Annotated in this window: 17 protein-coding genes; 13 read left to right on the forward strand and 4 right to left on the reverse strand. The window is 58.1% G+C overall.

The window, feature by feature from the left end:
• Positions 1-285: 285 nt before the first annotated feature.
• Positions 286-1,377, forward strand: a complete 1,092-nt coding sequence (locus ACYQ6M_RS27810) for an acyltransferase family protein (RefSeq protein ID WP_460076908.1) — start codon at positions 286-288, stop codon at positions 1,375-1,377.
• Between the two features lie 102 nt (positions 1,378-1,479).
• Here ACYQ6M_RS27810 and ACYQ6M_RS27815 read toward each other — a convergent pair whose 3' ends face one another.
• Genes ACYQ6M_RS27815 through ACYQ6M_RS27830 form a run of 4 tightly spaced genes read right to left on the reverse strand, consistent with a single transcriptional unit; the run spans position 1,480 to position 4,911 of the window.
• Entirely contained in the window at positions 1,480-2,676 is a 1,197-nt protein-coding gene (locus ACYQ6M_RS27815) for a DegT/DnrJ/EryC1/StrS family aminotransferase (RefSeq protein WP_460076911.1), read from the reverse strand.
• A gap of 11 nt (positions 2,677-2,687) precedes the next feature.
• Positions 2,688-3,377, reverse strand: coding sequence for a PIG-L deacetylase family protein (locus ACYQ6M_RS27820; RefSeq protein WP_447239580.1), 690 nt, complete (start codon positions 3,375-3,377; stop codon positions 2,688-2,690).
• Positions 3,374-4,294 (reverse strand): methionyl-tRNA formyltransferase, encoded by a 921-nt coding sequence (locus ACYQ6M_RS27825; protein WP_460076913.1) that lies wholly within the window; start codon positions 4,292-4,294, stop codon positions 3,374-3,376. The genes ACYQ6M_RS27820 and ACYQ6M_RS27825 overlap by 4 nt, the downstream gene beginning before the upstream one ends.
• The gene (locus tag ACYQ6M_RS27830; RefSeq protein WP_460076915.1) at positions 4,291-4,911 is read right to left on the reverse strand and encodes a sugar transferase; all 621 of its coding nucleotides are present in this window, start codon (positions 4,909-4,911) and stop codon (positions 4,291-4,293) included. The genes ACYQ6M_RS27825 and ACYQ6M_RS27830 overlap by 4 nt, the downstream gene beginning before the upstream one ends.
• Before the next feature lie 1,054 nt (positions 4,912-5,965).
• Here ACYQ6M_RS27830 and ACYQ6M_RS27835 point away from each other — a divergent pair.
• The 12 genes from ACYQ6M_RS27835 to ACYQ6M_RS27890 all read left to right on the forward strand — a co-directional run bounded on the left by ACYQ6M_RS27835 (position 5,966) and on the right by ACYQ6M_RS27890 (position 21,229).
• Positions 5,966-7,996: a polysaccharide biosynthesis protein gene (locus tag ACYQ6M_RS27835; protein WP_460076918.1), complete on the forward strand. Its 2,031-nt coding sequence runs from the start codon at positions 5,966-5,968 to the stop codon at positions 7,994-7,996.
• Positions 7,996-9,285 (forward strand): glycosyltransferase family 4 protein, encoded by a 1,290-nt coding sequence (locus tag ACYQ6M_RS27840; protein ID WP_460076919.1) that lies wholly within the window; start codon positions 7,996-7,998, stop codon positions 9,283-9,285. Before ACYQ6M_RS27835 ends, ACYQ6M_RS27840 begins: the two co-directional genes overlap by 1 nt.
• Entirely contained in the window at positions 9,282-9,710 is a 429-nt protein-coding gene (locus ACYQ6M_RS27845; protein ID WP_168687789.1) for a GtrA family protein, read from the forward strand. The genes ACYQ6M_RS27840 and ACYQ6M_RS27845 overlap by 4 nt, the downstream gene beginning before the upstream one ends.
• Positions 9,707-11,359: an ArnT family glycosyltransferase gene (locus tag ACYQ6M_RS27850; RefSeq protein WP_460076922.1), complete on the forward strand. Its 1,653-nt coding sequence runs from the start codon at positions 9,707-9,709 to the stop codon at positions 11,357-11,359. Before ACYQ6M_RS27845 ends, ACYQ6M_RS27850 begins: the two co-directional genes overlap by 4 nt.
• A 112-nt stretch (positions 11,360-11,471) precedes the next feature.
• Positions 11,472-12,278: a glucose-1-phosphate cytidylyltransferase gene (gene rfbF / locus ACYQ6M_RS27855; RefSeq protein WP_460076924.1), complete on the forward strand. Its 807-nt coding sequence runs from the start codon at positions 11,472-11,474 to the stop codon at positions 12,276-12,278.
• Positions 12,279-12,288: 10 nt separating this feature from the next.
• Positions 12,289-13,425, forward strand: a complete 1,137-nt coding sequence (rfbG, locus tag ACYQ6M_RS27860) for a CDP-glucose 4,6-dehydratase (RefSeq protein ID WP_460076926.1) — start codon at positions 12,289-12,291, stop codon at positions 13,423-13,425.
• A gap of 30 nt (positions 13,426-13,455) precedes the next feature.
• A complete protein-coding gene (locus ACYQ6M_RS27865) occupies positions 13,456-14,688 on the forward strand; it encodes a DegT/DnrJ/EryC1/StrS family aminotransferase (RefSeq protein ID WP_022999556.1) in 1,233 nt (410 codons plus the stop codon).
• Positions 14,689-14,852: 164 nt separating this feature from the next.
• Entirely contained in the window at positions 14,853-16,097 is a 1,245-nt protein-coding gene (locus ACYQ6M_RS27870) for a class I SAM-dependent methyltransferase (protein WP_289809586.1), read from the forward strand.
• Between the two features lie 9 nt (positions 16,098-16,106).
• Positions 16,107-17,069 carry an NAD-dependent epimerase/dehydratase family protein gene (locus ACYQ6M_RS27875; protein ID WP_460076927.1) on the forward strand — a complete coding sequence of 321 codons (963 nt, stop codon included), beginning with the start codon at positions 16,107-16,109 and terminating at the stop codon, positions 17,067-17,069.
• Positions 17,066-18,055 (forward strand): glycosyltransferase family 2 protein, encoded by a 990-nt coding sequence (locus ACYQ6M_RS27880; RefSeq protein WP_022999559.1) that lies wholly within the window; start codon positions 17,066-17,068, stop codon positions 18,053-18,055. The genes ACYQ6M_RS27875 and ACYQ6M_RS27880 overlap by 4 nt, the downstream gene beginning before the upstream one ends.
• A gap of 3 nt (positions 18,056-18,058) precedes the next feature.
• Positions 18,059-19,186 carry a glycosyltransferase family 4 protein gene (locus ACYQ6M_RS27885; protein WP_460076929.1) on the forward strand — a complete coding sequence of 376 codons (1,128 nt, stop codon included), beginning with the start codon at positions 18,059-18,061 and terminating at the stop codon, positions 19,184-19,186.
• A gap of 132 nt (positions 19,187-19,318) precedes the next feature.
• On the forward strand, positions 19,319-21,229 hold the full coding sequence (locus ACYQ6M_RS27890) for a GumC family protein (protein WP_022999561.1): 1,911 nt from the start codon (positions 19,319-19,321) through the stop codon (positions 21,227-21,229).
• The last annotated feature ends 200 nt before the right edge of the window (positions 21,230-21,429 follow it).

Below are 21,429 nucleotides of genomic sequence, written 5' to 3' on the forward strand. Positions count from 1 at the left end.
GACTGAACTGCCTTTGATGAGATCTACCATCAGGCAAATCGAAATTGACAACGCTATTGTTTTCGATAATATTTTTGAAATACTAATTTGAAATTGAAAATAACGTTAGCAGTCGCACGGTCGTTGATAACGAAGAGATACCTGCGACCAGACATGCCGAGCAGGCTCGATACAAGACTTCTGATTGTACTTTTTGAATGTCGAGCAGCCACGTCGTTTCAGACCAACCAGGGCTGACAATGGACGTTAATCACCTTTGTTTTCGAAAATTGAATATGGTCCGCTATGAATTCCACTTCGCCGCAAAGTTCGCAATTCAACTATTCCGTACACGGTCTGCGCGGCGTTGCGTCGATCATGGTGCTGGTCGCTCATATTCTCGGTGGAACAGCCGAACACATCTACAATGACAGGCAGGGATATGTTGAAGGGATTGTGCCGTTTCACAACTTCGGCACATCCGGCGTCATGTTGTTTTTCGTAATCAGCGGGTTTGTCATCCTGCCGAGCGTGATGAGGTATTCTCCGTCAGAGTTTGCCCTCAGGCGCCTTCTGAGGCTCTATCCGCTCTTTCTCGTGTCGACATTGTTTTTTGCCGTCCTGAATGGCGCGACAAACAGGTACCCGGAACTGAACAACCTTGAGTCAGTCCTGTTTTCCCTGACATTCCTGGATTTGTTCACAACAACAAAGCAGGTTGCCCCGAACGCCTGGAGCCTGACCTATGAAGTGATGTTTTATACGTTGGCCTGCATGACGTATTTTTTCCTGACAAGAAAAATGAACATCGTCTGGAAGATCGCTTCCCTGGCGATACCGGTACTGTTTACCTACTACTATCCGAAGGCGCTGTTTTTTCTGTCCGGGGCCGCCATCTACTGGATGTACAGGAGCGAAATCACCAACGGCTTGAAGTACACGAAAACGCTTGAGGCCATTTCGTTTTTCGTCTGGGTCTATCTGGCTTCCACGTGGGACTTCAAGTTTCGGACCTACGAGTTCTATGAGGCCTATCCGACCATCATACCCGCCCCGGCGCTCCTGGTCCTGGCCACCGCGACCTACTTCTTTTTTGCGGCTTCGAGAGACAGCCTGACCGGGAAATTACTGAACAACAGGATCATGTTCTTCTTCGGAACAATAAGCTACAGCTTCTACCTGGTTCATCCGTATATATACTTTGCTACACGGCAAATTTTCTCATCTCTCGGCCTGTTTGGCGACAATATATTTGTGTCCCTTCTAATTTTTGGCACGGTCGTATTTATTCTCACAACAATCTTCTCGCACTTCTCCTATCTGATACTCGAGAGACTGCCGTACCAAATCTTCTTCGGTCAGAAAATCTACCGAAACAGAAGGGTTCAGAACGCCTGATAACGTGGCACACGCCAATCAACGCTGGACCGCGTGTGAACCCGAGGCATTGATGGCCTTATGGCCAATCTGGGTTGATCGGCATGACGCTGGCGGCTGCTTTCAGGCGGGGGCCTTTGCAGGTGACTTGTGCGACACCGCAAGCGATCGATCAGCGATCGAAGCGACTTTTTCGGCCAGCTCGATGATCCGCTCCTGTTCCCACGTGGTATCCACGAGGAAGGCGAGACTTGTCTCGCCCAGCTGCCTGGCAACGGGAAGCGGTTTGTCGGGCCCCAGCCCGCGGTCGCGAAACATTGCCTCTTTGTAGATCTCCGAACAGCTTCCGGAAAACGCGGGCAGACCCGCTTCGGCAATTTCGGCAAGGATCCGGTCGCGCGACCAGCTGTCGGCCATGGCTTCCGGGCGTACGAAGGCGTAAAAGCGATAATAGGCATGGGTGAGGGACTGAGGCGGAACGGGAACCCGTAACGCATTCGATCCGCTGAGGATTTCGGCAAGCGTCAAGGCATTGCGCGTCCGGTGGGCGCGGGTTTCCGAAAGCCGCGACAATTGTATGCGCCCGATAGCGGCGGAAGGTCCCGCCATGCGAAGGTTGGTGCCCGGGCCTGAATCATGCAGCCATCGAAAGCCGGGCTGATGGTCTTTTTCAAACACCGTCGCATAGCCCTTGCCATGATCCTTGAAACTCCAGGCGCGAGACCAAAGGTCGGGATTGTCGGTGAGAAGCATCCCCCCTTCGCCCCCTGTCGAGATTATCTTGTCCTGACAGAATGAATAGGAGCCGAAATCACCCAGTGTACCCACATGCCGTTCACCGATCATCGCGCCATGTGCCTGGGCGCAATCTTCGATCACCCAGATATTGTGGGCGCGGGCAAGAGCCAGGATGCCGTCCATGTCGCAGGGCCAGCCTGCCAGATGCACTGGCAGGATGCCGACCGTGCGCGAGGTGATGAGAGGGGCAATCGTCTCCGGCGTGATGTTCTGGCTGTCCGGATCAATGTCGGCGAACACCGGAATGCCGCCGGCCAGGAGCACACAGCTGGCAGATGCAACGAAGCTGCGTGGGGTCACGATGACTTCGTCGCCCGGCTGAATGTCGAGAATTCGCAGCGCGGTGTCCAGTGTTACAGAACCATTGGCCATTGCGATTGCGTGAGCAGCACCGGTGTAGTCGCAATATTCCGTTTCGAAGGCAAAGACGTCCGGGCCGGTCCAGGCATTCACCTTGCCGGACCGCAGGACGCCGGTAACGGCATCGATCTCTTCGTCAGTGTAGACTGGCCAACCGCCCATATCCTCTCTCCTCAGACCACATAACGCACAAGGACGAAACCCTCGGCGGCAGAACGGTGAACGGTCGCCCCGCGCAAGGTGGCCAGCGCCCGCAGAGACTCCACCGACCTTTCGTGGGGTGCCTCGCGAACCTGACTTGCGAACAGCTGGAAAGCCTCGAGCTTGCGGTCGAGCGTTGCTGAAATGTCCACGAACACATTGGGAACGAATGCCGGCGTGAGGTACGGCGCATTCCAGTTGGTTTCCGAAAGGGTTTCGTAAGCCGCAATGACCGAGGGGTGCCGGGCCTGATGGGGCCGGCTGGCGACCAGGGTGGACAGAAAGCAGAGCTGATGGTCGAGATGGATGTCGCCCGGATGTGGTGCCAGGACCAGCGTCGGGTCGAGATCCCGAACGAGCGCACCCAGCCCGCCGTTCAGATCGGCATGAGGATACTCCGCCAATTCAGCGGCAGGAAAATCGAGCCAGTGGGTTTGCGAAATGCCCAGATGGGCGTGCGCGGCTGCGGCTTCTTCGCGAACCTTGTGGATCTGCTCGGCTGAAAACCTGGGCGGACGTCCGCGTGTGACAATGGCGACATGCACCGCTCTGCCTTGATCCGCAAGACGGGCAATTGTGCCTCCTGCACCCAGGACTTCGTCATCGGGATGGGGCGCGATTACAAGTGCCGGGCCGTCGCCGGTGAAAATTGGAGAATTCATGATTTTGCACGACTGCTGAATTTGGAGTGAAGACCTGGGCACCGGTCAGGGCCGGTCCATTCGAGAATTTCAAGACATTGGCCGTCGCCACATGCGACGGTAAATACCGAACCGTCAACCGCCTGGACCTGGCCAGGAAGACCGATGTAACGGCCCTTGTGGGGGCAATGCCTGGCGCGGGTCACGGTCAGCATGACCCCGTCAGAGGTTTCCGTAAAAGCTCCGGGATAGGGGGGACCGACGGCACGGATTAGCCGATCGATCTCCGCCGCGGAGCGGGACCAGTCGATAAGCCCATCTTCCGGCCGCCGCCGCGCACATATGCTTACGCCGCTTTCAGGCTGCGGTTCGGACGGCACCTCGCCGGACTGGATCCGGGTCAACAAGGGCGGCAGCATCTGCGACACTGCATTCCTGACGCGGTCATAGAGTTCACGAGCGGTAATCGTTTCCGGGTCTATGTCGTACCGCATCTGAGCAGCGATCGGGCCATCGTCCACGCCCTCACCAAGCCAGAACAGGGTTGCGCCAGCCTCCGTTTCACCCACGAGGATCGTCCAGGGAATGACACCTCGGCCGCGCAGGCGCGGCAGGGCAGAGGGATGGAACCCGATACAGCCGAGCCGTGGTATCGCGCGAAAGTCTGGCCCGCAGATCTGCGACCAGCCGATAACAAGTATCAGGTCAGGGTCAACTTCCCGAAGGACCTTGAGCGTCTCCTCGCTGTCGGATCGTGCGGTGTGGTGTACCGGCACGCCGTACTTTTCGGCCGTCGGCGCGAGATCGGCAAAATCCGAGTGCCGGCCGGACAGCTGCGGCGGCAGTGTCACCACGAGGGCGGGAGCGTGACCGGCGGCGCAAATTGCGGCAAGAGCTTCAAGAGACCCTTCGACCGCACCCACAAAGACGGTCTTCATGCGGAAACCTGTTTGTTGTCGGCCCCGTTATCGAGACCTTTCCAGGAGCTTGCGGCATCGAGCCGGCTCGCGTTCTTGTGCTCACCGAAAAGTGCAACCCCGATGGTTTCAAAGATAATCTGAAGATCGAGCGCTGCGGAGCGATGCGCGATGTACCATAGGTCCAGTCGCAATTTCTCCTCGTTGCTCAAGGACGTGTTACCGCTCACCTGGGCCCATCCGGTCAGCCCCGGCCGCACGGCCCCGCGCCGGACCCCGTCTGCCCCGAATTCCATCACTGTCTCAGGCTTCAAGGGGCGTGGTCCGACCAGAGCCATCTCACCGCGAAGGATTGACAGCAGCTGCGGAAACTCATCGAGCCGCATGCGTCTCAGCCAAATTCCGGACGTGGAAACGCGACTTTCGTCGGGCAGCAGGTTCCCGCCGGCATCGCGCGCATCGCTCATGGTGCGCAGCTTGGCGAGGATAAACACCGTGCCGCCTTTTCCCGCACGCGTTTGCGTGAAAAAAACCGGCCGCCCCAAGGTAAGCAGTGTGAGCAATGCCGCGAACACGAAAAACGGAAATGCAAAAACCAGCGCACAGAGGCACAATAAAATTTCAATAAACCTGTTCATCGGAATCCTTGGCTCCTGAAATTAAAAAACAGAGAAGATTCTGAAGGCCAATAAAACCAAAATAGAAAGAAAACTACGAACCTAAGATAAGCATCTACCTTGCAATATTGACACACTAGCCAAATTTTACAAGTGGAAGTCACATCATTGTTTAAGCGCTTGGACAACAACCCGAATGCGCCCTGGGAATTCCTTTCCGGAGCCGCCAATTCAGCAACGGAAGGGCAGGGAGGGGCTACCTGCTCCGAAGCCGGCTAAGAATTGAACAGCGCCTTTACAGAGGTGCCTCGAAATTCCCTGACAGAATTCCATGGACAGTGTCTGTCCGCCGCCCTCGCTCCGCTCCAGCCACCCCGGCAGCAGGTCTAACCGGAGGGAAAACGAGTCGTCCGAATGCGGTTCGAACGGCAACAGGAAGGGACCAAATTCATCATAAATCAGGCTCCGCGATAGTGGCGATGACGTTTTTTGCACTGTCAGAATGCAGCATCCTGAACTGGCTGATTTTAATTGTTTTTTCCGTATTTTTTGGGGGTTTGGAAACGCTAAAAAGGCCATCTGATCAATCCGTCCAAGAAATTTGTGGAAAAAAACTATTTATTAACCTTGCGTTATGTGTTACACCTTGGGTTGAAATTGCAAGACTAAATTTAACATGAAATGCTGTGACGTATGGCATTTTTTCATGCTCTGAAGATTTTATTTTTGAGAACTGATCATTATTTTAGATGATCTATGTCCTTTTAAGGGACTAATCTTCGGAAAAACTGAAAATATTTGTCGAAACTACATTCACGAAGTGGGAATCGTTTTATTTATTTTCCATTTTGTAAATACGCCACCGTCGCAGCAACAAAAAACAAAGAATAATCAGTCCGTTAAAAAAATAACGGACGGCGAGGCACAGCTATTTTTGTGCCTCAAGTGTTTAGCGGAGCGTTTGCTTATGGCGGATTTTTATTCTTCTGAGACGACGTCGAAGATTGGGATAAAAGCATCGGGTCACTCTGTCTTGGAAAGTCGGCCGAAAATTAATCGGTGGTGCCAACAATTATTGACCGAGCTGAAAGCTAATCGCAGACTTGTCCTGGGTGACGTCGTTTCAATCACACTGTCTGCAGCGCTTGCAGTGCTCCTGACGGTGACCGGATCGGCTCAAAAGCAGTTATTGCCGGCGATACTGCCATTTGCAGCGCTGGCATGTGTCTGCGGTCTCGTGATTTTCCCATTGGCGGGGTTCTACCGCAGGGACACGCGATCAACTTCGTTGAGAGACATCGTTGTTCTGCTCAAGGGAGCCCTGCTCACAAGCGTTTCGCTTGCAATCCTGTCACGTTTCAACCTTGTGACAGCCTCCGTTCCCATTCCTGTCGTGATCGTTCAGTTTTACCTCGCCGTGCCTGCGCTCGGTGCGTTGCGGGTTATCGCCAGGGGCCGGGAGCTGACCCGTCAAAGCCGCCACCTCAAGGAGAAAGAGGTGGATTCGAGGATTCCGGTACTTCTGGTGGGGACCGGCGCAAGTTGCGATCTCTTCCTGCGCTCCTTGCGCAATACCGGCTCCCGCTACCTTCCGGTCGGAATTATCGATGATGCCCGCAACACGCAGGGGCTCTACTTCCACGACGTCCAGATCATCGGAACGCTGAGGGATCCTGAAAACGTGATCGAACGGCTTTCGCAGTGGAACATACTGCCACAGCGGCTGCTCCTGACCGAACCGACGACCCATTTCGACAGCGATGGCATCCAGAAACTGACTGTCTGGGCCAGTGGACATGGGGTGACCGTTTCAAGGCTGCACGGGCTGGAGGATCTTGGTTCCGCAGATCTGGGCGAAGGGCAGAACATGAGAACCGTGGATCCGGATGACATTCTGGATCGGCCGCAAAAGGCAGTGGAACGCTCGTTGCTGTTCGAAGTCTTCAAGGGGCGGCGGGTCCTGGTGACAGGGGCCGGCGGATCGATCGGCAGCGAACTTACACGGCAGATCGCGTCCTTCCATCCGGCAGAGATCGTGATCATCGACAACTGCGAATTCAACGCCTACTCGATCGATATGGATCTGTCGCAGCATTTTCCCGATGTGCCGCGGCGGATGTACGTGGCTTCCATCGTCGATGCGGACCGCGTCAACTCGATCTTCCGGCAACACCGTCCGGAGCTGGTGTTCAATGCGGCAGCCCTCAAGCATGTGCCGATCGTCGAGCTCAACCCGTGCGAAGGCGTTCTGACGAATGTTGTCGGATCGAGAAACGTTGCCGATGCGGCCCGCGAAATCGGTGCTCTCGCAATGGTACAGATCTCGACCGACAAGGCCGTCAACACGACCAATGTCATGGGGGCAACCAAACGCGTCGCGGAATTCTACGTCCAGGCGCAAGACCGTATCACCAACGAGACGGAAGAACGCACCAGGTTCTTCTCTGTTCGATTTGGCAATGTCCTGGGGTCCTCAGGGTCGTTGATACCGCTGTTCCAGCGCCAGATCTCAAACGGCGGACCGATCACGATCACCGATCCCAAGATGGAACGGTACTTCATGACGATCCGCGAAGCTGTCCAGTTGACACTGGTATCTGCGGCGAGCGGCCTGAAGTTCGACACCAGCCAGGGTGAGATCTTCGTCCTGGACATGGGCAAGCCGGTCAAGATCGTCGATCTTGCAGAACGCATGATCCGTCTTGCCGGTCTCACACCTCACCAGGATATCAAGATCAATTTCATCGGCATGCGTCCCGGCGAGAAGCTGTTCGAAGAGCTTTTCGACAAATCGGAAGCCCGCGCCGATTGCGGAATTCCCGGTGTCAGCGCCGCACGTCCGGAAGGCGTTCCGATTGCGCGGCTGCGGGCAATGATCCTGAAGCTGGAGCTTGCCGCACGGTGTCAGAACGGGCCCTTGGTCAACCAGTTGCTTCGGGACCTGGTGCCTGGCTACGGCACAAAAACATCGTGCGCGGTGGAGCCGGCCAAAGTGGGTGCAAGCGCTGCATGGTCAGGTGCGAAGGAAATGACCGTGAAGTTGCCAATTCCGCCCCATGCCGTTCTTCGGCCGGTTGGTGCACCTGAAGTGCTGAGTACTGGCTAATGAGCGCTTCTGCCAACCATATGGACTACGCGGTCAGTGTGTCTTCCAAGTCGGGGACCGGGTCTTCCGGGCGCCGCCGGCGGGCTGTGATCGTCGGTAGCCTGGGGTATTCGCTGGTCAATTTCCGGCTGGATCTGATGAGGCGCTTCCAGGCAAACGGCTATGAGGTGACCGCTTTCGCCGCCGAGATCGATGCAGAGACCGCCAGAATTCTGGACGAGAACGGGATCGCTCATCGCGAAATTCCCATGAAACGCACGGGGACGAACCCCTTCAGCGATCTTGTCAGCCTCTGGGCTCTCATTCGTGCACTTCGCGAGGAAAAGCCGGAACTCGTCCTCGCATATACAATGAAGCCGATCGTCTATGCCTGCCTTGCAGCACAGCTGGTCGGCATCCGGTCCCGCTACGCGCTGTTCACCGGGCTTGGATATGCCTTCATGGAAGAAAATCCAACCGGACGCAGGCGTTATGTCCGCAGCGCCTCCGTATTGCTGCACCGGATCGCACTGCGCAAGCTTACCGCGGCTTTCTGCTACAACAGCGCGGACCGCCGGGATATCCGGAACTATCGGCTGATACCGGACCAGGTGCCTCTTCACGACATTCCCGGTTCAGGCGTAGACACGGCACGCTTTTCGGCAACACCTGTTCCGCGGGGCCCCGTCCGCTTCCTGTTCGTGGGGCGGCTGCTTCGGTCCAAGGGGCTTGCTCTTCTTGCCGAAGCCGCGAAGCTCCTCAAGGCGCAGGGGCTCGAATTCGAGCTCGACATCCTGGGCCCGACCGACAGTAATCCCGATGCGATCGAACCAGAGCAGCTCGACGCCTGGCAAAGCGCAGGATTGCTGCGATATCGCGGCGCGACAAACGATGTCGTCCCCTTCCTTCAGGCGAGCAGCGTGCTGGTTCTTCCGACGTCGCTGCGGGAAGGCATTCCTCGTTCCATTCTCGAGGCCATGTCCTGCGGGCGCGCTGTCATCACCACCGATGCGCCGGGGTGCGGAGAGACCATAGAACACGGTGTTTCCGGCTTCGTCGTCCCGCGCGGTGATGTTCAGGCTCTCGCCGCAGCGATGAAAAGCTTCATCGAAACACCGGCGCAGGCTGCAAAGATGGGCGCGGCTGCGCGGGCACTCGTTTGCAGCAGGAACGATATTCACCGGGTGAATGCCAGGCTGATGCAGCTCATGGGCATCGAAGCCGTCCGATATGCTTCCGGCTCGCGTAGCCTGGGTTCTCCGGCCGAAGCCGAACTGGTCTGCCAGGTCTCGGAGGTAGCCCTCCCATGACGCAGTCCGTCACAACGGCCCGCACGGCATTCTCCGACCTGATGACTTCCCGGGTGGTGCGTTTTCTTGGCGCCGGCATAATCAATACGGCGTTCGGGTACGGGGTCTTCGCAATCCTCGTCCTGGCAGGTGTGCACCCGCAGGTCGCTCTCGTGGCGCAGTTCGGTCTCGGGGTCATCTGGAACTATTCCATCCATGCCCGGTTTGTTTTCGGTGTCAGCGGCTTTGGCAGGCTTCCGCTCTACGGGCTCGCCTATGTGGCGGCCTATGCATTCAACGCGCTGTTGCTTGCGGTCCTGACCGGCGCCGGGATACCTGCGCTCGGTGCCCAGCTCCTGTCGCTGCCGCCTGTCGTGGCCCTGTCCTATATTCTTGTTGCCCGCGCCCTCGGCGTGCGGGCGGGCAGAAAGGACGCACAGCAATGAGTGTCCTGCAGTCCAACCAGTTGGCCGCCGCGGCGGGTCAGGCTTCAAATGCCGGACACCGTCAGAAATGGCTGCGCCTTGCAGTCAGTGTGGCGTCGGTTGCGGGTGTCGCGCTGCTGCTTGGCGCTCTTTACGGCAGGCTGATGACCTTCGGTTTGCGGCGGGACGAGATGATGTTCGTTCCCCCCGCGCAATTTATGCCGGACTGGCAGCTATACCAGGACGTCTTCTTCAATCATGTGCCGAATGTCGCCTGGTTCTTCCACTCCATGCATATCGTCTTCGGCGATCAGGGTTTGCTGGGCTCGGCAAGGACAGGTGTCTTTCTTCTTTGGGTGCTGCTGATCCTTGCGATTGTCTGGACCACACTGCGCATTTCGCGATCCTGGCTGCTGGCACTGTTCTCGGCCGTGGCCATTCTCGCCGCGGATCCGTTGCTCGGCCAGGCCGGTATGGCCGCGACCAACAATCTGCTGCCGCTGCCGTTTGCGGTGCTGGGGCTAGGCCTTTTCGTGGTCGAGACCATGGAACAGCGGCCGCGATCCAGCCTGATCTTCGTTGCCGGAATATGCCTTTCGCTTGCGGCAGGCAGCAAGGTCAGTGCGGTGGTCTTCATTCCCCCGGTCGCGCTTGCCGCCTTCCTGCTTCCGGCACGTATTTCCTTGCGCACACGCCTGACCGGAACTGTTCTTCCGCTCGCCGCCGGCGGGCTGGTCGGAGCCTTGCCCGTCTTCTGGTATCTGCTGGACGATCCGCAGCTCTTTCTTGCGCATGTTCTGTCATTTCATACCGGCCCGCACATCGCCTACTGGACGGCGAACGCCGCCAGCGAACCCGGCCTGGCGATGGGGCTTGGCGGCAAGTTGCAACTCGCGTTCGGAGCCTGGCTGGCAGGTGGTTCGCTGATCCTTGCAACAGTGCTGGTTTACCTGTTCTGGATGTCGCTCCGGGCAGGGCACAAAGGTGAACGGCAGGACGGCAAATGTCTCGGACAGATTGTTGTCGTCCTCGCAGTCACGGCACTTGCTGCCGTTCTAAGCTTCGTTCCGACACCCGGTTTTCCGCAGTATTACATTCAGCCGCTGGTCTGCCTTCCGATCCTTGGTGCGTTGCTTTACCGGCAGATCGGAACACGGGACCGCCAGCAAGTGGTGCCGGTTCTTTGTGCCAGCATGTTTGTCATGCTCGTCATCACGCTTCCGCGGCTCATGCCCGGGCTCGCAAGCCTTGCCAAACCTGATGACTTTACCTCCTCGCGCCTGGTTCGCGGCGGCCAGGAATTGCAGCAGGCGCTGGCCTCGCACAATGTGCCTGAAGGCCCTGTGGCAACCTTCATGCCGCTTTACCCCATGGAAGCCGGTCTCGACATCTATCCGGAATTTGCCTCCGGTCAGTTCGCGTACCGGATCGCGCCTTACACGGACGCCGAACTTGCCGCTTTCTATCGGATGGTCGGCGCCGACGGTCTGGGAGATCTGTTCGGCAAACAGCCTCCGGCAGCCATCCTCATTGGCTACGACCCCGACCTTGAAGCGCCGATGCTCGAGTATGTGCGGGCAAACAACTACCTGGAAGTTCCGGTTGCCGAACTGAGCAACCGTTACGGAGAAGGCCGACTTTTTGTTCGAACAACGGGAGGCCAGGACTGAGCCGCCGGTCTGTGGCTCTCAATGTTTTGTCAGTGCGATCGTTTCAGTCGGACTGACTTCGTTTCACACCAAGATGTTGTTTTCAGTGTTTAGACAATCAGGGAGAAGAAAAATGCAAACCGTACTTCTTGCCGGAGGGTTAGGCTCACGCCTGGCTGAAGAAACAGTCACCATTCCCAAGCCGATGGTCGAGGTCGGTGGTCGACCGATCATCGCTCGCGTGATGGATATTTACAGTCATTTCGGCCATCGCGACTTCGTTGTTGCGGCCGGTTACAAGGCGTTGCTGATTAAACAGTTCTTCGCCAACTACCATCTGATTGCCAACAATATTTCCGTTTCGGTGGATACAGGAAAGCTGCGTCTCGTACCGTCGGAACCGGGCGGCTGGAACGTCTGCGTTGTCGACACGGGTTCCCACACGATGACCAGTGGCCGCATTCGCAGGCTGCGTGACTGGCTCAACAACGAAACCTTCATGTGCACCTATTCGGACGGTCTGGGCAATATCGACATCAACGGCCTGCTCGACTTCCACAAGTCACATGGAAAGCTTGCCACCGTCACCGCCGTTCAGCCGCCTGCACGCTTCGGCAACATCGAACTCAAGGGTGATCGGGTCTTCGCGTTTACGGAAAAGGTTCGCAAGCGCGACACCTGGATCAACGGCGGCTACTTCGTGTTCGAACCGGGTGTTCTGGATTACATGGTCGATGATGCCGAACCGCTCGAGCAGTCGCCCCTGACCCAGATGGCCAAGGACGGCGAACTGATGGCGTATCGTCACGACGGTTTCTGGCATCCGATGGATACCGTGCGCGATCGGGACACGCTCAATTCGCTGTGCGATGAGCTTCCGCCGCCGTGGTTGCGGTTCAATGAGGAAATGCCAGCCAATATGCCGGCACTCGCGATCTGAGACGACGACCATGTCCGAGTTTATCGATCCTCATATTGGCCGAGCTTTCGCCGGCCGCCGGGTTCTCGTCACAGGCCACACAGGGTTCAAGGGCGGCTGGCTTTCGGCCTGGCTGTTGCACCTGGGAGCCGATGTCGTTGGCCTGTCCCTGCCACCCAGTGAAGGACCGGGTGTCTTCAAATCCTGCGGTCTCGCCGATCGCATGGACAGCCGGATTGCCGACATCCGGGATCGGGAAGCGTTGCAGGAAGCTCTGCGCGGCGTGGATGCGGAGATCGTATTCCATCTGGCTGCCCAGCCCCTGGTGCGCCATTCGTACCGGCATCCGGCGGAAACCTTTGCAACCAACGTGTCGGGAACGGCCAACGTCCTGGATGCGGTTCGCCAGATGCCTTCGCTGCGCGCTGTCGTCGTGATCACGACCGACAAGTGTTACGACAACCGCGAATGGACCTGGGGCTACCGAGAGATCGACCCGCTTGGTGGCCACGACCCCTACAGCGCGTCGAAGGCGTGTACCGAACTTGTGGCGCAAGCCTACCGCCACGCCTTCTTCGCCGATAGCAACGGACCGCAGCTGGCCACGGCCAGGGCCGGCAACGTCATTGGCGGCGGTGACTGGGGTGAGGAACGGCTGGTGCCGGACATCGTGCGGGCAGCGTCAACCGGCGTTCCGCTCGAGATCCGCAGCCCCGAGGCGGTGCGCCCGTGGCAACACGTACTGGAGCCGCTTTCGGGTTATCTCCAGCTTGCGGCTCGGCTTGTCGACGACGGCTCCGAGTTTGCAGGCGCCTGGAATTTCGGTCCCGAGCTGGAAAGCACGGTCAATGTGCGCGAGCTGATGCAGATGGTGCGCACAGCCTGGGGGCAAGGCGCCCCGGAGGTTCGTTTTCCGGAGCAGCAGACGGGAACGTCATCGGCCCTGCACGAGGCCGGCATTTTGCGCCTCGACAGCACCAAGGCCCGCACCCGCCTCGGATGGCGGCCGCAGCTCAGGCTTGCCGAGGCAATCGGAATGACAATCGACTGGTACAAGGCACACGCGCTTGGCGACGACATGAGCGACTGCACCGAACAGCAGCTTGCCGGCTACAGCGCCCTGATGGCTGGCAGCAGTCTCACGCGCTACGCGATGGTCGCTGAATAGACAGCGCGAGATCACCGGAGAAATTGACACATGCGAGTTAATTACGGTCAGACAGTACACGGACAGGAAGAGATCGACGCCGTGGTCGAAGTGCTCAAGACCTCGACCCAGATGGGTCCGCGTGTCCGTGACATGCAACAGAAGGTCGCCGAGCTTTTCAGCAAGAACTTCGGGATCATGGTCAACTCGGGTTCTTCGGCCAATTACCTGGCCGTGGAGATCCTCGATCTACCCAAGGGCAGCGAGGTCATCACACCGGCGCTGACTTTTGCCACCACGGTTGCCCCGCTTGTGCGCCAGGGCCTTGTGCCGGCATTCGTCGACGCTGCCGAAGGCACCTACAACATCGACGAGACAGCCATCGAACGCATGATCACACCTGCGACTTCCGCAGTGATGATCCCGTCCCTGATCGGCAATCTGCCGAACTGGAAGCGCATTCGCGAGATCGCCGATGCCCACGGCCTCAAGGTGATCGAAGACAGTGCCGATACTCTGGGCGCGACGATTTCCGGTGAAAGCACGGGTATCTACTCGGATGTCTCGACGACGAGCTTTTACGGTTCGCACGTCATCAACGGAGCCGGCAACGGCGGCATGCTTTGCGTCAACACCCCCGAGCTGGCGCGCAAGGCTTTGTTGCTGCGTTCGTGGGGACGCAGTTCATCGCTCTTTGTTGAATCGGAAGCAATCGAGAACCGGTTCAATGTCCGCCTCGATGACATCGAATATGACGCGAAGTTCGTTTTCGAAGCGCTGGGGTACAATCTGGAGCCTTCGGAAATCAGCGCGGCGTTCGGCCTTGTGCAACTCGGTAAGCTGCAACACAACATTGCAGTGCGCGAACGGCATTTTGAAGCCCACAAGCGGTTCTTCGCCGACTATGAAGACTGGTTTGTCCTGCCGCGCCAGTTGGAAGGTGCCAGGACGGGATGGCTGGCTTTCCCGCTGACAATTCGGGACGACGCGCCGTTTACCAGGCGCGAGCTTCAGATCTATCTCGAAAAGGCCGACATCCAGACCCGCCCGGTCTTTACCGGCAATATTCTGCGCCAGCCGGCAATGAAGAACATCGACTGCCGCGTCGATCCGTCAGGCTATCCGATCGCCGACAAGGTGATGCGTGGCGGCATTCTTCTGGCCTGCCATCACGGCCTCAACGACGATCACGTCGAATACATGCACGCGCGCGTATCCGATTTCCTGAACCGGTTTTCCGCCGGTTTCGGTGCCATGGCGGCAGGCAACGAGAGGGTGGGATGACGCCAAGCCTACCGCACCCTTCAGGAGGTGCCTGTCGGGCGATGGGCAGGGACTTTCGGGGAGGAGCGGTGCCGAAAGCTTGAATTGCCGCGAATTCTGCCTGGTGGAATTCGCAATGAACCTGAACCTGACATTGCAAGTCATTTTAAGAGCGATTGAGAAAAATGAATAAATTCGAGCTAGACAAGTCCATTCGCCGTACCTGCAGAACCTGCGGTTCCGAGGATCTTTTGCTGTTCCTTCCCATGGGCGCCCATCCGCCGGCCAACTTGTTTGCCAGCGCGGCTGATCGCGACCAGCCCCAGGTTGCCTTTCCGCTCAACACGCAAGCCTGCCTCGATTGCGGCTTGATCCAGGTTGCGGATCAGGTGCCGGCCGATTTCTTCACCAACTACCTTTATGTACCTTCCGGCGCCGCGACGATGCATTCCCATTTCGCGGAGCTTGCGGAGGTTGCCGTCGGCAAGGCGAACGGTGGGCTGATCGTCGATATCGGCTGCAACGACGGGCTCATGCTGTCCCACGCCAACCGGCTGGGCGGCAAGACGCTTGGTGTGGACCCGGCTGCGAACCTTGCAACAATTGCGCAGGAGCGCGGCGTGAGGGTGCACACGGCATTCTTCAACCCCGAGACGGCTGCGGAGTTGAGGGCGTCCGAAGGTCCCGCCGCCGTGATCACGACTTCGAACACCTTCAACCATATCGATGACTTGCACGGCTTCACCGAGGGCGTGCTGACGCTTCTTGACGACGACGGTGTCTTCATCATCGAGGTGCCGTGGGGCAAGGAAATCCTCGAGACCAATGAATTCGACAATGTCTACCATGAGCACCTGTCGGAACTGAGCCTGCTTTCGATTGTCCGTTTGGGCGAAAGCGTCGGCCTCGATGTGGTCGATGTCACCAAGCTTCCGGTGCACGGAGGCTCGATGCGCGTATTCATGCAACCGGCCGCCTTGAAGGTGGAACGCGCGGCAATCGTCGACGAGATGCTTGAAGATGAACGCCAGGCCGGCATGACGGAGGCCGCGACCTATCAGGATTTCGCCGAGCGGGTTCACCAGATCCGCAACGATCTGACCGGGCTGCTGGCGGAATTGAAGGCAGAAGGCAAATCAATTGCCGGCTACGGCGCTCCCGCCAAGGGCAATACATTGCTCAACTTTTTCGGGATCGGCACGGAGACGCTCGATTTCCTGGTCGACAGGAACACGCTGAAACAGGGTCTCTTCTCTCCGGGCATGCACATTCCGGTTCTCTCGCCGGAAGCCGTCGCCGAGAGGCAACCCGATTACCTGCTGGTTCTTGCGTGGAATTTCCTGGATGAAATCCGCGAGCAGATGGCCGAATTCGAAGCAAAGGGCGGCAAGTTCATCGTTCCCCTTCCGGTGCCGAAAATCGTTCCCTGAGGCAGAACTATGGCGCGCGTTCTCATAACCGGAGCTTCCGGTTTTATAGGATCAAACCTGACCCGGGCCTGCCTGAAGCGAGGTGACGAGGTCAGTGTGATCTTGCGGCCCCGTTCGTCCACGGGCCGGATCGCCGATATCGCGTCGCGCGTTGGCCTCTACAGGCTCGACGTCACCGACGCTCGGGCTCTTCGCGGCTGTCTGGCAAAAGCCAGGCCGGAGATCGTTTTCCATGTGGGTGCGCGTACCCGTTTCGAAAACCGGCCGGACTTGCAGGATCTCGCCGACAGTGTCGAGGAGAACGTCTCGCCGCTGATCGCGCTCCTGTCGGCCCTTGCCGCTTGCGATTGCCCGCCCCGGACTTTCGTCAGGACGGGGACGATCGCCGAATACGGGGACTGTCCGACACCCTTTACAGAAACCGAGCGAGAAAGACCGGGCGGATCCTATGCCGCCTCACTCCTGGCCGGGACGCATTATCTGGAGATGGCGCAACCGCGACTTCCGTTTTTTGCCGTTACCGCACGGTTGGCCCTGACCTATGGACCCGGGCAGTCGGAAAGTTTCCTGATCCCGCGCGCCATCACTCAGTTGCTGGCCGGCCAGAAAGTGAGTGTCCGCAGCCCTCTGGATCGCCGTGACCTGATCCATGTCGATGACGTGACCACGGCGCTCATGATGCTGGGCGACAATCCCGAAGGTGCCGGACCGGTGGTCAATGTGGGGACAGGCGATTCCCCGACGGTCGCCGAGGTCATGAGGACATTGATCAAATTGACCGACGCCGACGTGGATCTCGTGAAATTCAGCGATCAAGTCCGCGATCCCGTCGAATTGATCGTCTCTGCCGAACGCATCCGCGAACGCCTTGGCTGGTCAGCGGAAATCAAGCTTCAAGATGGCCTCGAAAGGACCGTGAAATGGGCACGAGAGAACATCATTCCAAACCTTGCAACGGAGATGCAGGCATGACTCTCGTCTCGATCCTGATCCCGGCACTGAATGAAGAGGACAACGTTCGCAACACCTACAAACGTGTCATGGACGTGTTCGAGCAGCTTCCCGACTATGAGCCGGAACTCATTTTCACCGACAATCATTCCAGTGATGAGACTTTCTCCATTCTCACGGAAATCGCTGCCGAGGACCCACGGGTTCGCGTGATACGGTTCTCTCGGAATGTCGGATACCAGGCTTCGGTGCTGACCGCCTACCGGGCTGCCGAGGGCGCCTGCGCCATACAGCTTGATTGCGACCTCCAGGATCCGCCCGAACTGATCCCGCAGATGCTCGATACCTGGCGCAAGGGCTACCACGTCGTCTACGGAATCCGGCGGAGCCTGCCGGACGGTCCGGTCGTCGCGTGGCTGCGCAGAACCTTCTATGCACTGATCGACGCGATCAGTGAGGACGACCTTCCCCGGAACGCAGGCGAATTCCGGCTGACCGACCGGCGCATTCTCGATGAGCTGCGCCGCGTGGAAGACCGCTCGCCCTATGTCCGCGGTCTGATCAGCGGCATGGGTTTCAACCAGACCGGTTTCGAGTACGACCGAAACGCTCGCGTGGCTGGAGATTCCAAGTTCCCGCTCCGTGCGATGATTTCCCTCGCGGTCGATGGCCTGATCAACCATTCGCTTGTGCCGTTGCGGCTGGCGTCCCTGATCAGCCTTCTGGGCGGCCTTTGCGCCTTCCTGCTGCTTTCGGGCTACCTCATCGGCAAACTCGTCTTCGGCCAGGAGTGGCCTGCCGGTTTTGCGACGACCACGACGCTGATCCTGCTTTCGATGACGGTGAACGCGATGTTTCTCGGCATTCTGGGTGAATATGTCGGACGGATATTCCTGCAGTCGAAGAACCTGAACCGGCCACTGGTTGAAATCGAACTGAATGGCAACGGACAACGAAATGATGCGGTTCCGAAGGGTCGACGTACCATGGTGGAGGCTGCGGAATAAACCATGAAACTGCTCTTCGTTCAGGCTAGTTTTGGCGCAGGCGGCACGGAAAAGATCGTTGCCATGCTGGCGGCTCATCGTGCTGAGCTTGGCGATGAAGTGCACGTCGCAGCAATGACCTGCCCCGATGCAGGATCGTATTTCGACTATCCGGACAACGTCGTCCTGCACGTTCTCGATCGGGACAACGGCAGAGGGTTGCTTCCCCTGCCGTTGCGCCGGCTCGCCAGTATCCGCAAGCTGGTGCGGGCTCTATCGCCGAATGTGTGCCTCTCGTTCCTGACCAAGGTCAACGTTCTGACCCTTCTGGCCACCGGTTCGTCGGTGCCTGTGATCGCGTCCGAGCGCAACAATCCGCTGGCACAAAAGGCCCATCCGCTCTGGCGCCGTGCCCAGAATGCCCTGATGCCCAGAGCCTCCGCGATGGTCATGCAGACCGAGCGGGCACGGCAGGACCTGCCGGCGCGAGTACAACCCTGTGCCCAGGTGATCCCGAACCCCTGTGCGCCGATCGACGGTGTGGCCCCTTCACCCGGCGGAAAGAGGCTCGTTGCCGTTGGACGACTGGATCACCAGAAAGGCTTTGATCTGCTCATCGACGCCATGTCTCTGCTGCGCGAAAAACAGCCGGATGCAAGACTGACGATCTATGGAGAAGGCGCCGCCCGTGCTTCCCTGGAAGCGCAGCGTGACCGTCTTGGTCTTCAGGATATTGTTTCCCTGCCGGGCAAGAGCGCAAGGCACGGAGAATGGATCCGGACTTCCGACATTCTGGTTCTATCGTCTCGTTTCGAAGGGTTTCCGAACGTTGTCGCCGAAGCTGTCGTCAGCGGGCTTCCCGTCGTGGCGTTCGACTGCGCCTACGGCCCACGGGAACTGGTCTTCGATGGCGTGAACGGACTTCTGGTTCAGGACGGCAATGTCGGGGCACTGGCTGACGCGATTGGCCGCCTGATGTCCAACCCGACCCTGAGGGCCGCAATGGCGGATGCGAATGTCCGCCTGCAGCAAAAACTAGCACCTGAGACCATTCTAGCCCTCTGGGACCGGACGATTTCCGACGCGGCCCGGAAGGAAGCATTCAACCGCGGCAAACCGGCAGGGGAGGGCTATTCACATGCGAATGCGTGAACCTTTCAGCCCTGCAGGTGCCGCGATGTCCGTGGCAACGGACCTGGTGCGAACCGATATCGGAGCGCCCAGCAAAATCGACTTCAATACCAGGACAATCCGGCGGAATTCGTCGGCATTTGGGGGATCTTCATGAGCAGTATTGTTGACTCGCAGCAGGAGCAATATGCATTCGCTGAACGTCCGATACAGTTTGGTTTCTTTGCCATTTTCAAGGTGTTGCGAAGGAACTGGATCTGGCTGACCTTGGCCATGTTGCTGGGTCTGGGGGCCGCCTATCTTGCTCTTCAGGTCATTCAGCCAAAATATGCCGCTCGGTCGACCATCATTCTGGCGAAGGTCGAAACGAGAATTAATCCGACAGAGACGACAATCGAGAACTCCGACACGTCGCTTATCCACATCGAGACCGAGATCGATTTTCTTCGCTCAGTCGAATTCGCTCGCAAGGTCGCCAGCGAACTGAACCTGATCTCAGACACCTATTTCAATCCGTACCTTTCGGCGACCGAAACACCGGTTCCCACCGATGAACAGCAATTCGAAGCGGTGCTGGTACGCATGCTCAACAGCTACACGGTTGAACGGCGAGGCGAGAGCCTGGCGCTCGATATTCGTGTGCGGCATCCAGATGCCGTCATGGCTGCGCAACTGGCCAATACACTCTCAAGTACCTACATCGATGACTCTCTTCGGGACAAGAAGAAAGCCGTACAGTATTCAATCTCAGAATTGTGGGACCGGATAACGTTACTCGGCGGTCGCCTGAGCGAGATGGAAGCGCGTCTTGCGGAACTCATTCGCGAAAACGAACTGGACGACACCAGCCTCGGCGACGAGTTGAGGGCAGAGCTGAACAGATTGACGTCTATCCTCAATCTGGCGCGCGACCAGAATGCGTCTTCCATCCGGATCAATGAAAGCAAACAGCGTCTTGCCGAGGTGGAAACGAAGCTTGAGGAGCGAACGCGCGCCGAACTGACACAGTCCAAGCTGCAGAGGTCGCTGGATGCGGATCTTGCCAGGTACCAGGCACTCGTAGACCGGCGTAACGCACTGGAAACACAGATCGACTTTCTTCAGCCCGATGCCCGCCAGGTGACGGTGGCTTCCGCTCCGCTGAAACCGGCGACACCCAACCGTCCCGTCATTTTTGCGCTTGGGATTGCCGGCGGCCTGATTGTCGGTCTGGCCTTGGTGCTGTTGCGCGAATTGTTCGACCGCCGGGTCTGGACCGGTACCCAGACGATGCAGTACCTGGGCCTGCGAACCATCGGCTACGTTCCGCGGATCCGGTACTGGCGGAAGAGGGACAAGCAGGAACTCTTTCTGAGCAGAACCTCCAGGCAGGAGAATTCACCGTACCAGCTGGCGTTGCGGAGCCTGCTCACACTGCTTTCCAACCAGATCCGGAAAAAGGACAGCATGGTCATGGCCGTAACGTCGGCACTTGCCAACGAAGGCAAGACGACCCTGACGTTCTCACTCGCGGTTTCCGCCGCCCAGGAAGGACACCGGGTGCTGTTGATCGACCTCGACATCCACCGGCATGGCCTGACACGCATGTCAGGTTGCGAAATCCCAAAGGAAACGCCTCAGGAAATCTGGGAGGATCAGAACGTCTTCGACGCGCAGATAGTGCCTTGCACCCGTTTCGGACAGATCAATCTCCTGTCGTTCGCTCAGGATTCCATCATTCCGAGGCGCGTTTTCAATACGCCTCGTGGCAAGGCGATTTTGAGAAAATTGCGCGCGTCCTATGACGTCATCCTGATTGATACGGCCCCCGTTTTGGCAGCCGACGAAGCAAACCGCCTGGCGTCGCTTGCGGACTTCGTGATCCTCATCGCCCGCTGGGGACGCACTTCGGAAGATGCGCTTGGAACGGCGGCAGAAGCCTTGCGGTTCAATCAGATCCCACTCGCTGGCGTGGTGTTGAACGACATCGACATGCGGCGATATTCGCTTCGCGACTACGGAGCTCACCGGGCAGGAGGATACTACGCCTATAACAACGGCTACATCTACAAACCGCCAAGTTGAAACAGCTTCCGTGGCGGTGGCACGACCCTTTCAGTCGACACGATCCACCGAAAAAACCGTGTCTGACATGCTGTTTTATCTGGAGTTTTTCGACAGTTCGCTGCGCACCAATGTTTCACGCGCAGCTTATTGAAAATTGCATCAAGTGCCGCGGCGCCGGTCAAGTTCTGATCTGGTGTTCCACAATTTCAAGCGATCGC

The sequence above is a fragment of the Roseibium sp. ROS1 genome (genome assembly GCF_054658215.1).

Bases quoted from the DNA above. Each gene is read 5' to 3' on its own strand.
- rfbF (WP_460076924.1), top strand. From the start codon at position 11,472: ATGCAAACCGTACTTCTTGCCGGAGGGTTAGGCTCACGCCTGGCTGAA.
- ACYQ6M_RS27825 (WP_460076913.1), bottom strand. From the start codon at position 4,294: ATGAAGACCGTCTTTGTGGGTGCGGTCGAAGGGTCTCTTGAAGCTCTT.
- ACYQ6M_RS27845 (WP_168687789.1), top strand. From the start codon at position 9,282: ATGACGCAGTCCGTCACAACGGCCCGCACGGCATTCTCCGACCTGATG.
- ACYQ6M_RS27850 (WP_460076922.1), top strand. From the start codon at position 9,707: ATGAGTGTCCTGCAGTCCAACCAGTTGGCCGCCGCGGCGGGTCAGGCT.
- ACYQ6M_RS27810 (WP_460076908.1), top strand. From the start codon at position 286: ATGAATTCCACTTCGCCGCAAAGTTCGCAATTCAACTATTCCGTACAC.
- ACYQ6M_RS27870 (WP_289809586.1), top strand. From the start codon at position 14,853: ATGAATAAATTCGAGCTAGACAAGTCCATTCGCCGTACCTGCAGAACC.
- rfbG (WP_460076926.1), top strand. From the start codon at position 12,289: ATGTCCGAGTTTATCGATCCTCATATTGGCCGAGCTTTCGCCGGCCGC.
- ACYQ6M_RS27830 (WP_460076915.1), bottom strand. From the start codon at position 4,911: ATGAACAGGTTTATTGAAATTTTATTGTGCCTCTGTGCGCTGGTTTTT.
- ACYQ6M_RS27865 (WP_022999556.1), top strand. From the start codon at position 13,456: ATGCGAGTTAATTACGGTCAGACAGTACACGGACAGGAAGAGATCGAC.
- ACYQ6M_RS27885 (WP_460076929.1), top strand. From the start codon at position 18,059: ATGAAACTGCTCTTCGTTCAGGCTAGTTTTGGCGCAGGCGGCACGGAA.
- ACYQ6M_RS27815 (WP_460076911.1), bottom strand. From the start codon at position 2,676: ATGGGCGGTTGGCCAGTCTACACTGACGAAGAGATCGATGCCGTTACC.
- ACYQ6M_RS27890 (WP_022999561.1), top strand. From the start codon at position 19,319: ATGAGCAGTATTGTTGACTCGCAGCAGGAGCAATATGCATTCGCTGAA.
- ACYQ6M_RS27880 (WP_022999559.1), top strand. From the start codon at position 17,066: ATGACTCTCGTCTCGATCCTGATCCCGGCACTGAATGAAGAGGACAAC.
- ACYQ6M_RS27840 (WP_460076919.1), top strand. From the start codon at position 7,996: ATGAGCGCTTCTGCCAACCATATGGACTACGCGGTCAGTGTGTCTTCC.
- ACYQ6M_RS27875 (WP_460076927.1), top strand. From the start codon at position 16,107: ATGGCGCGCGTTCTCATAACCGGAGCTTCCGGTTTTATAGGATCAAAC.
- ACYQ6M_RS27820 (WP_447239580.1), bottom strand. From the start codon at position 3,377: ATGAATTCTCCAATTTTCACCGGCGACGGCCCGGCACTTGTAATCGCG.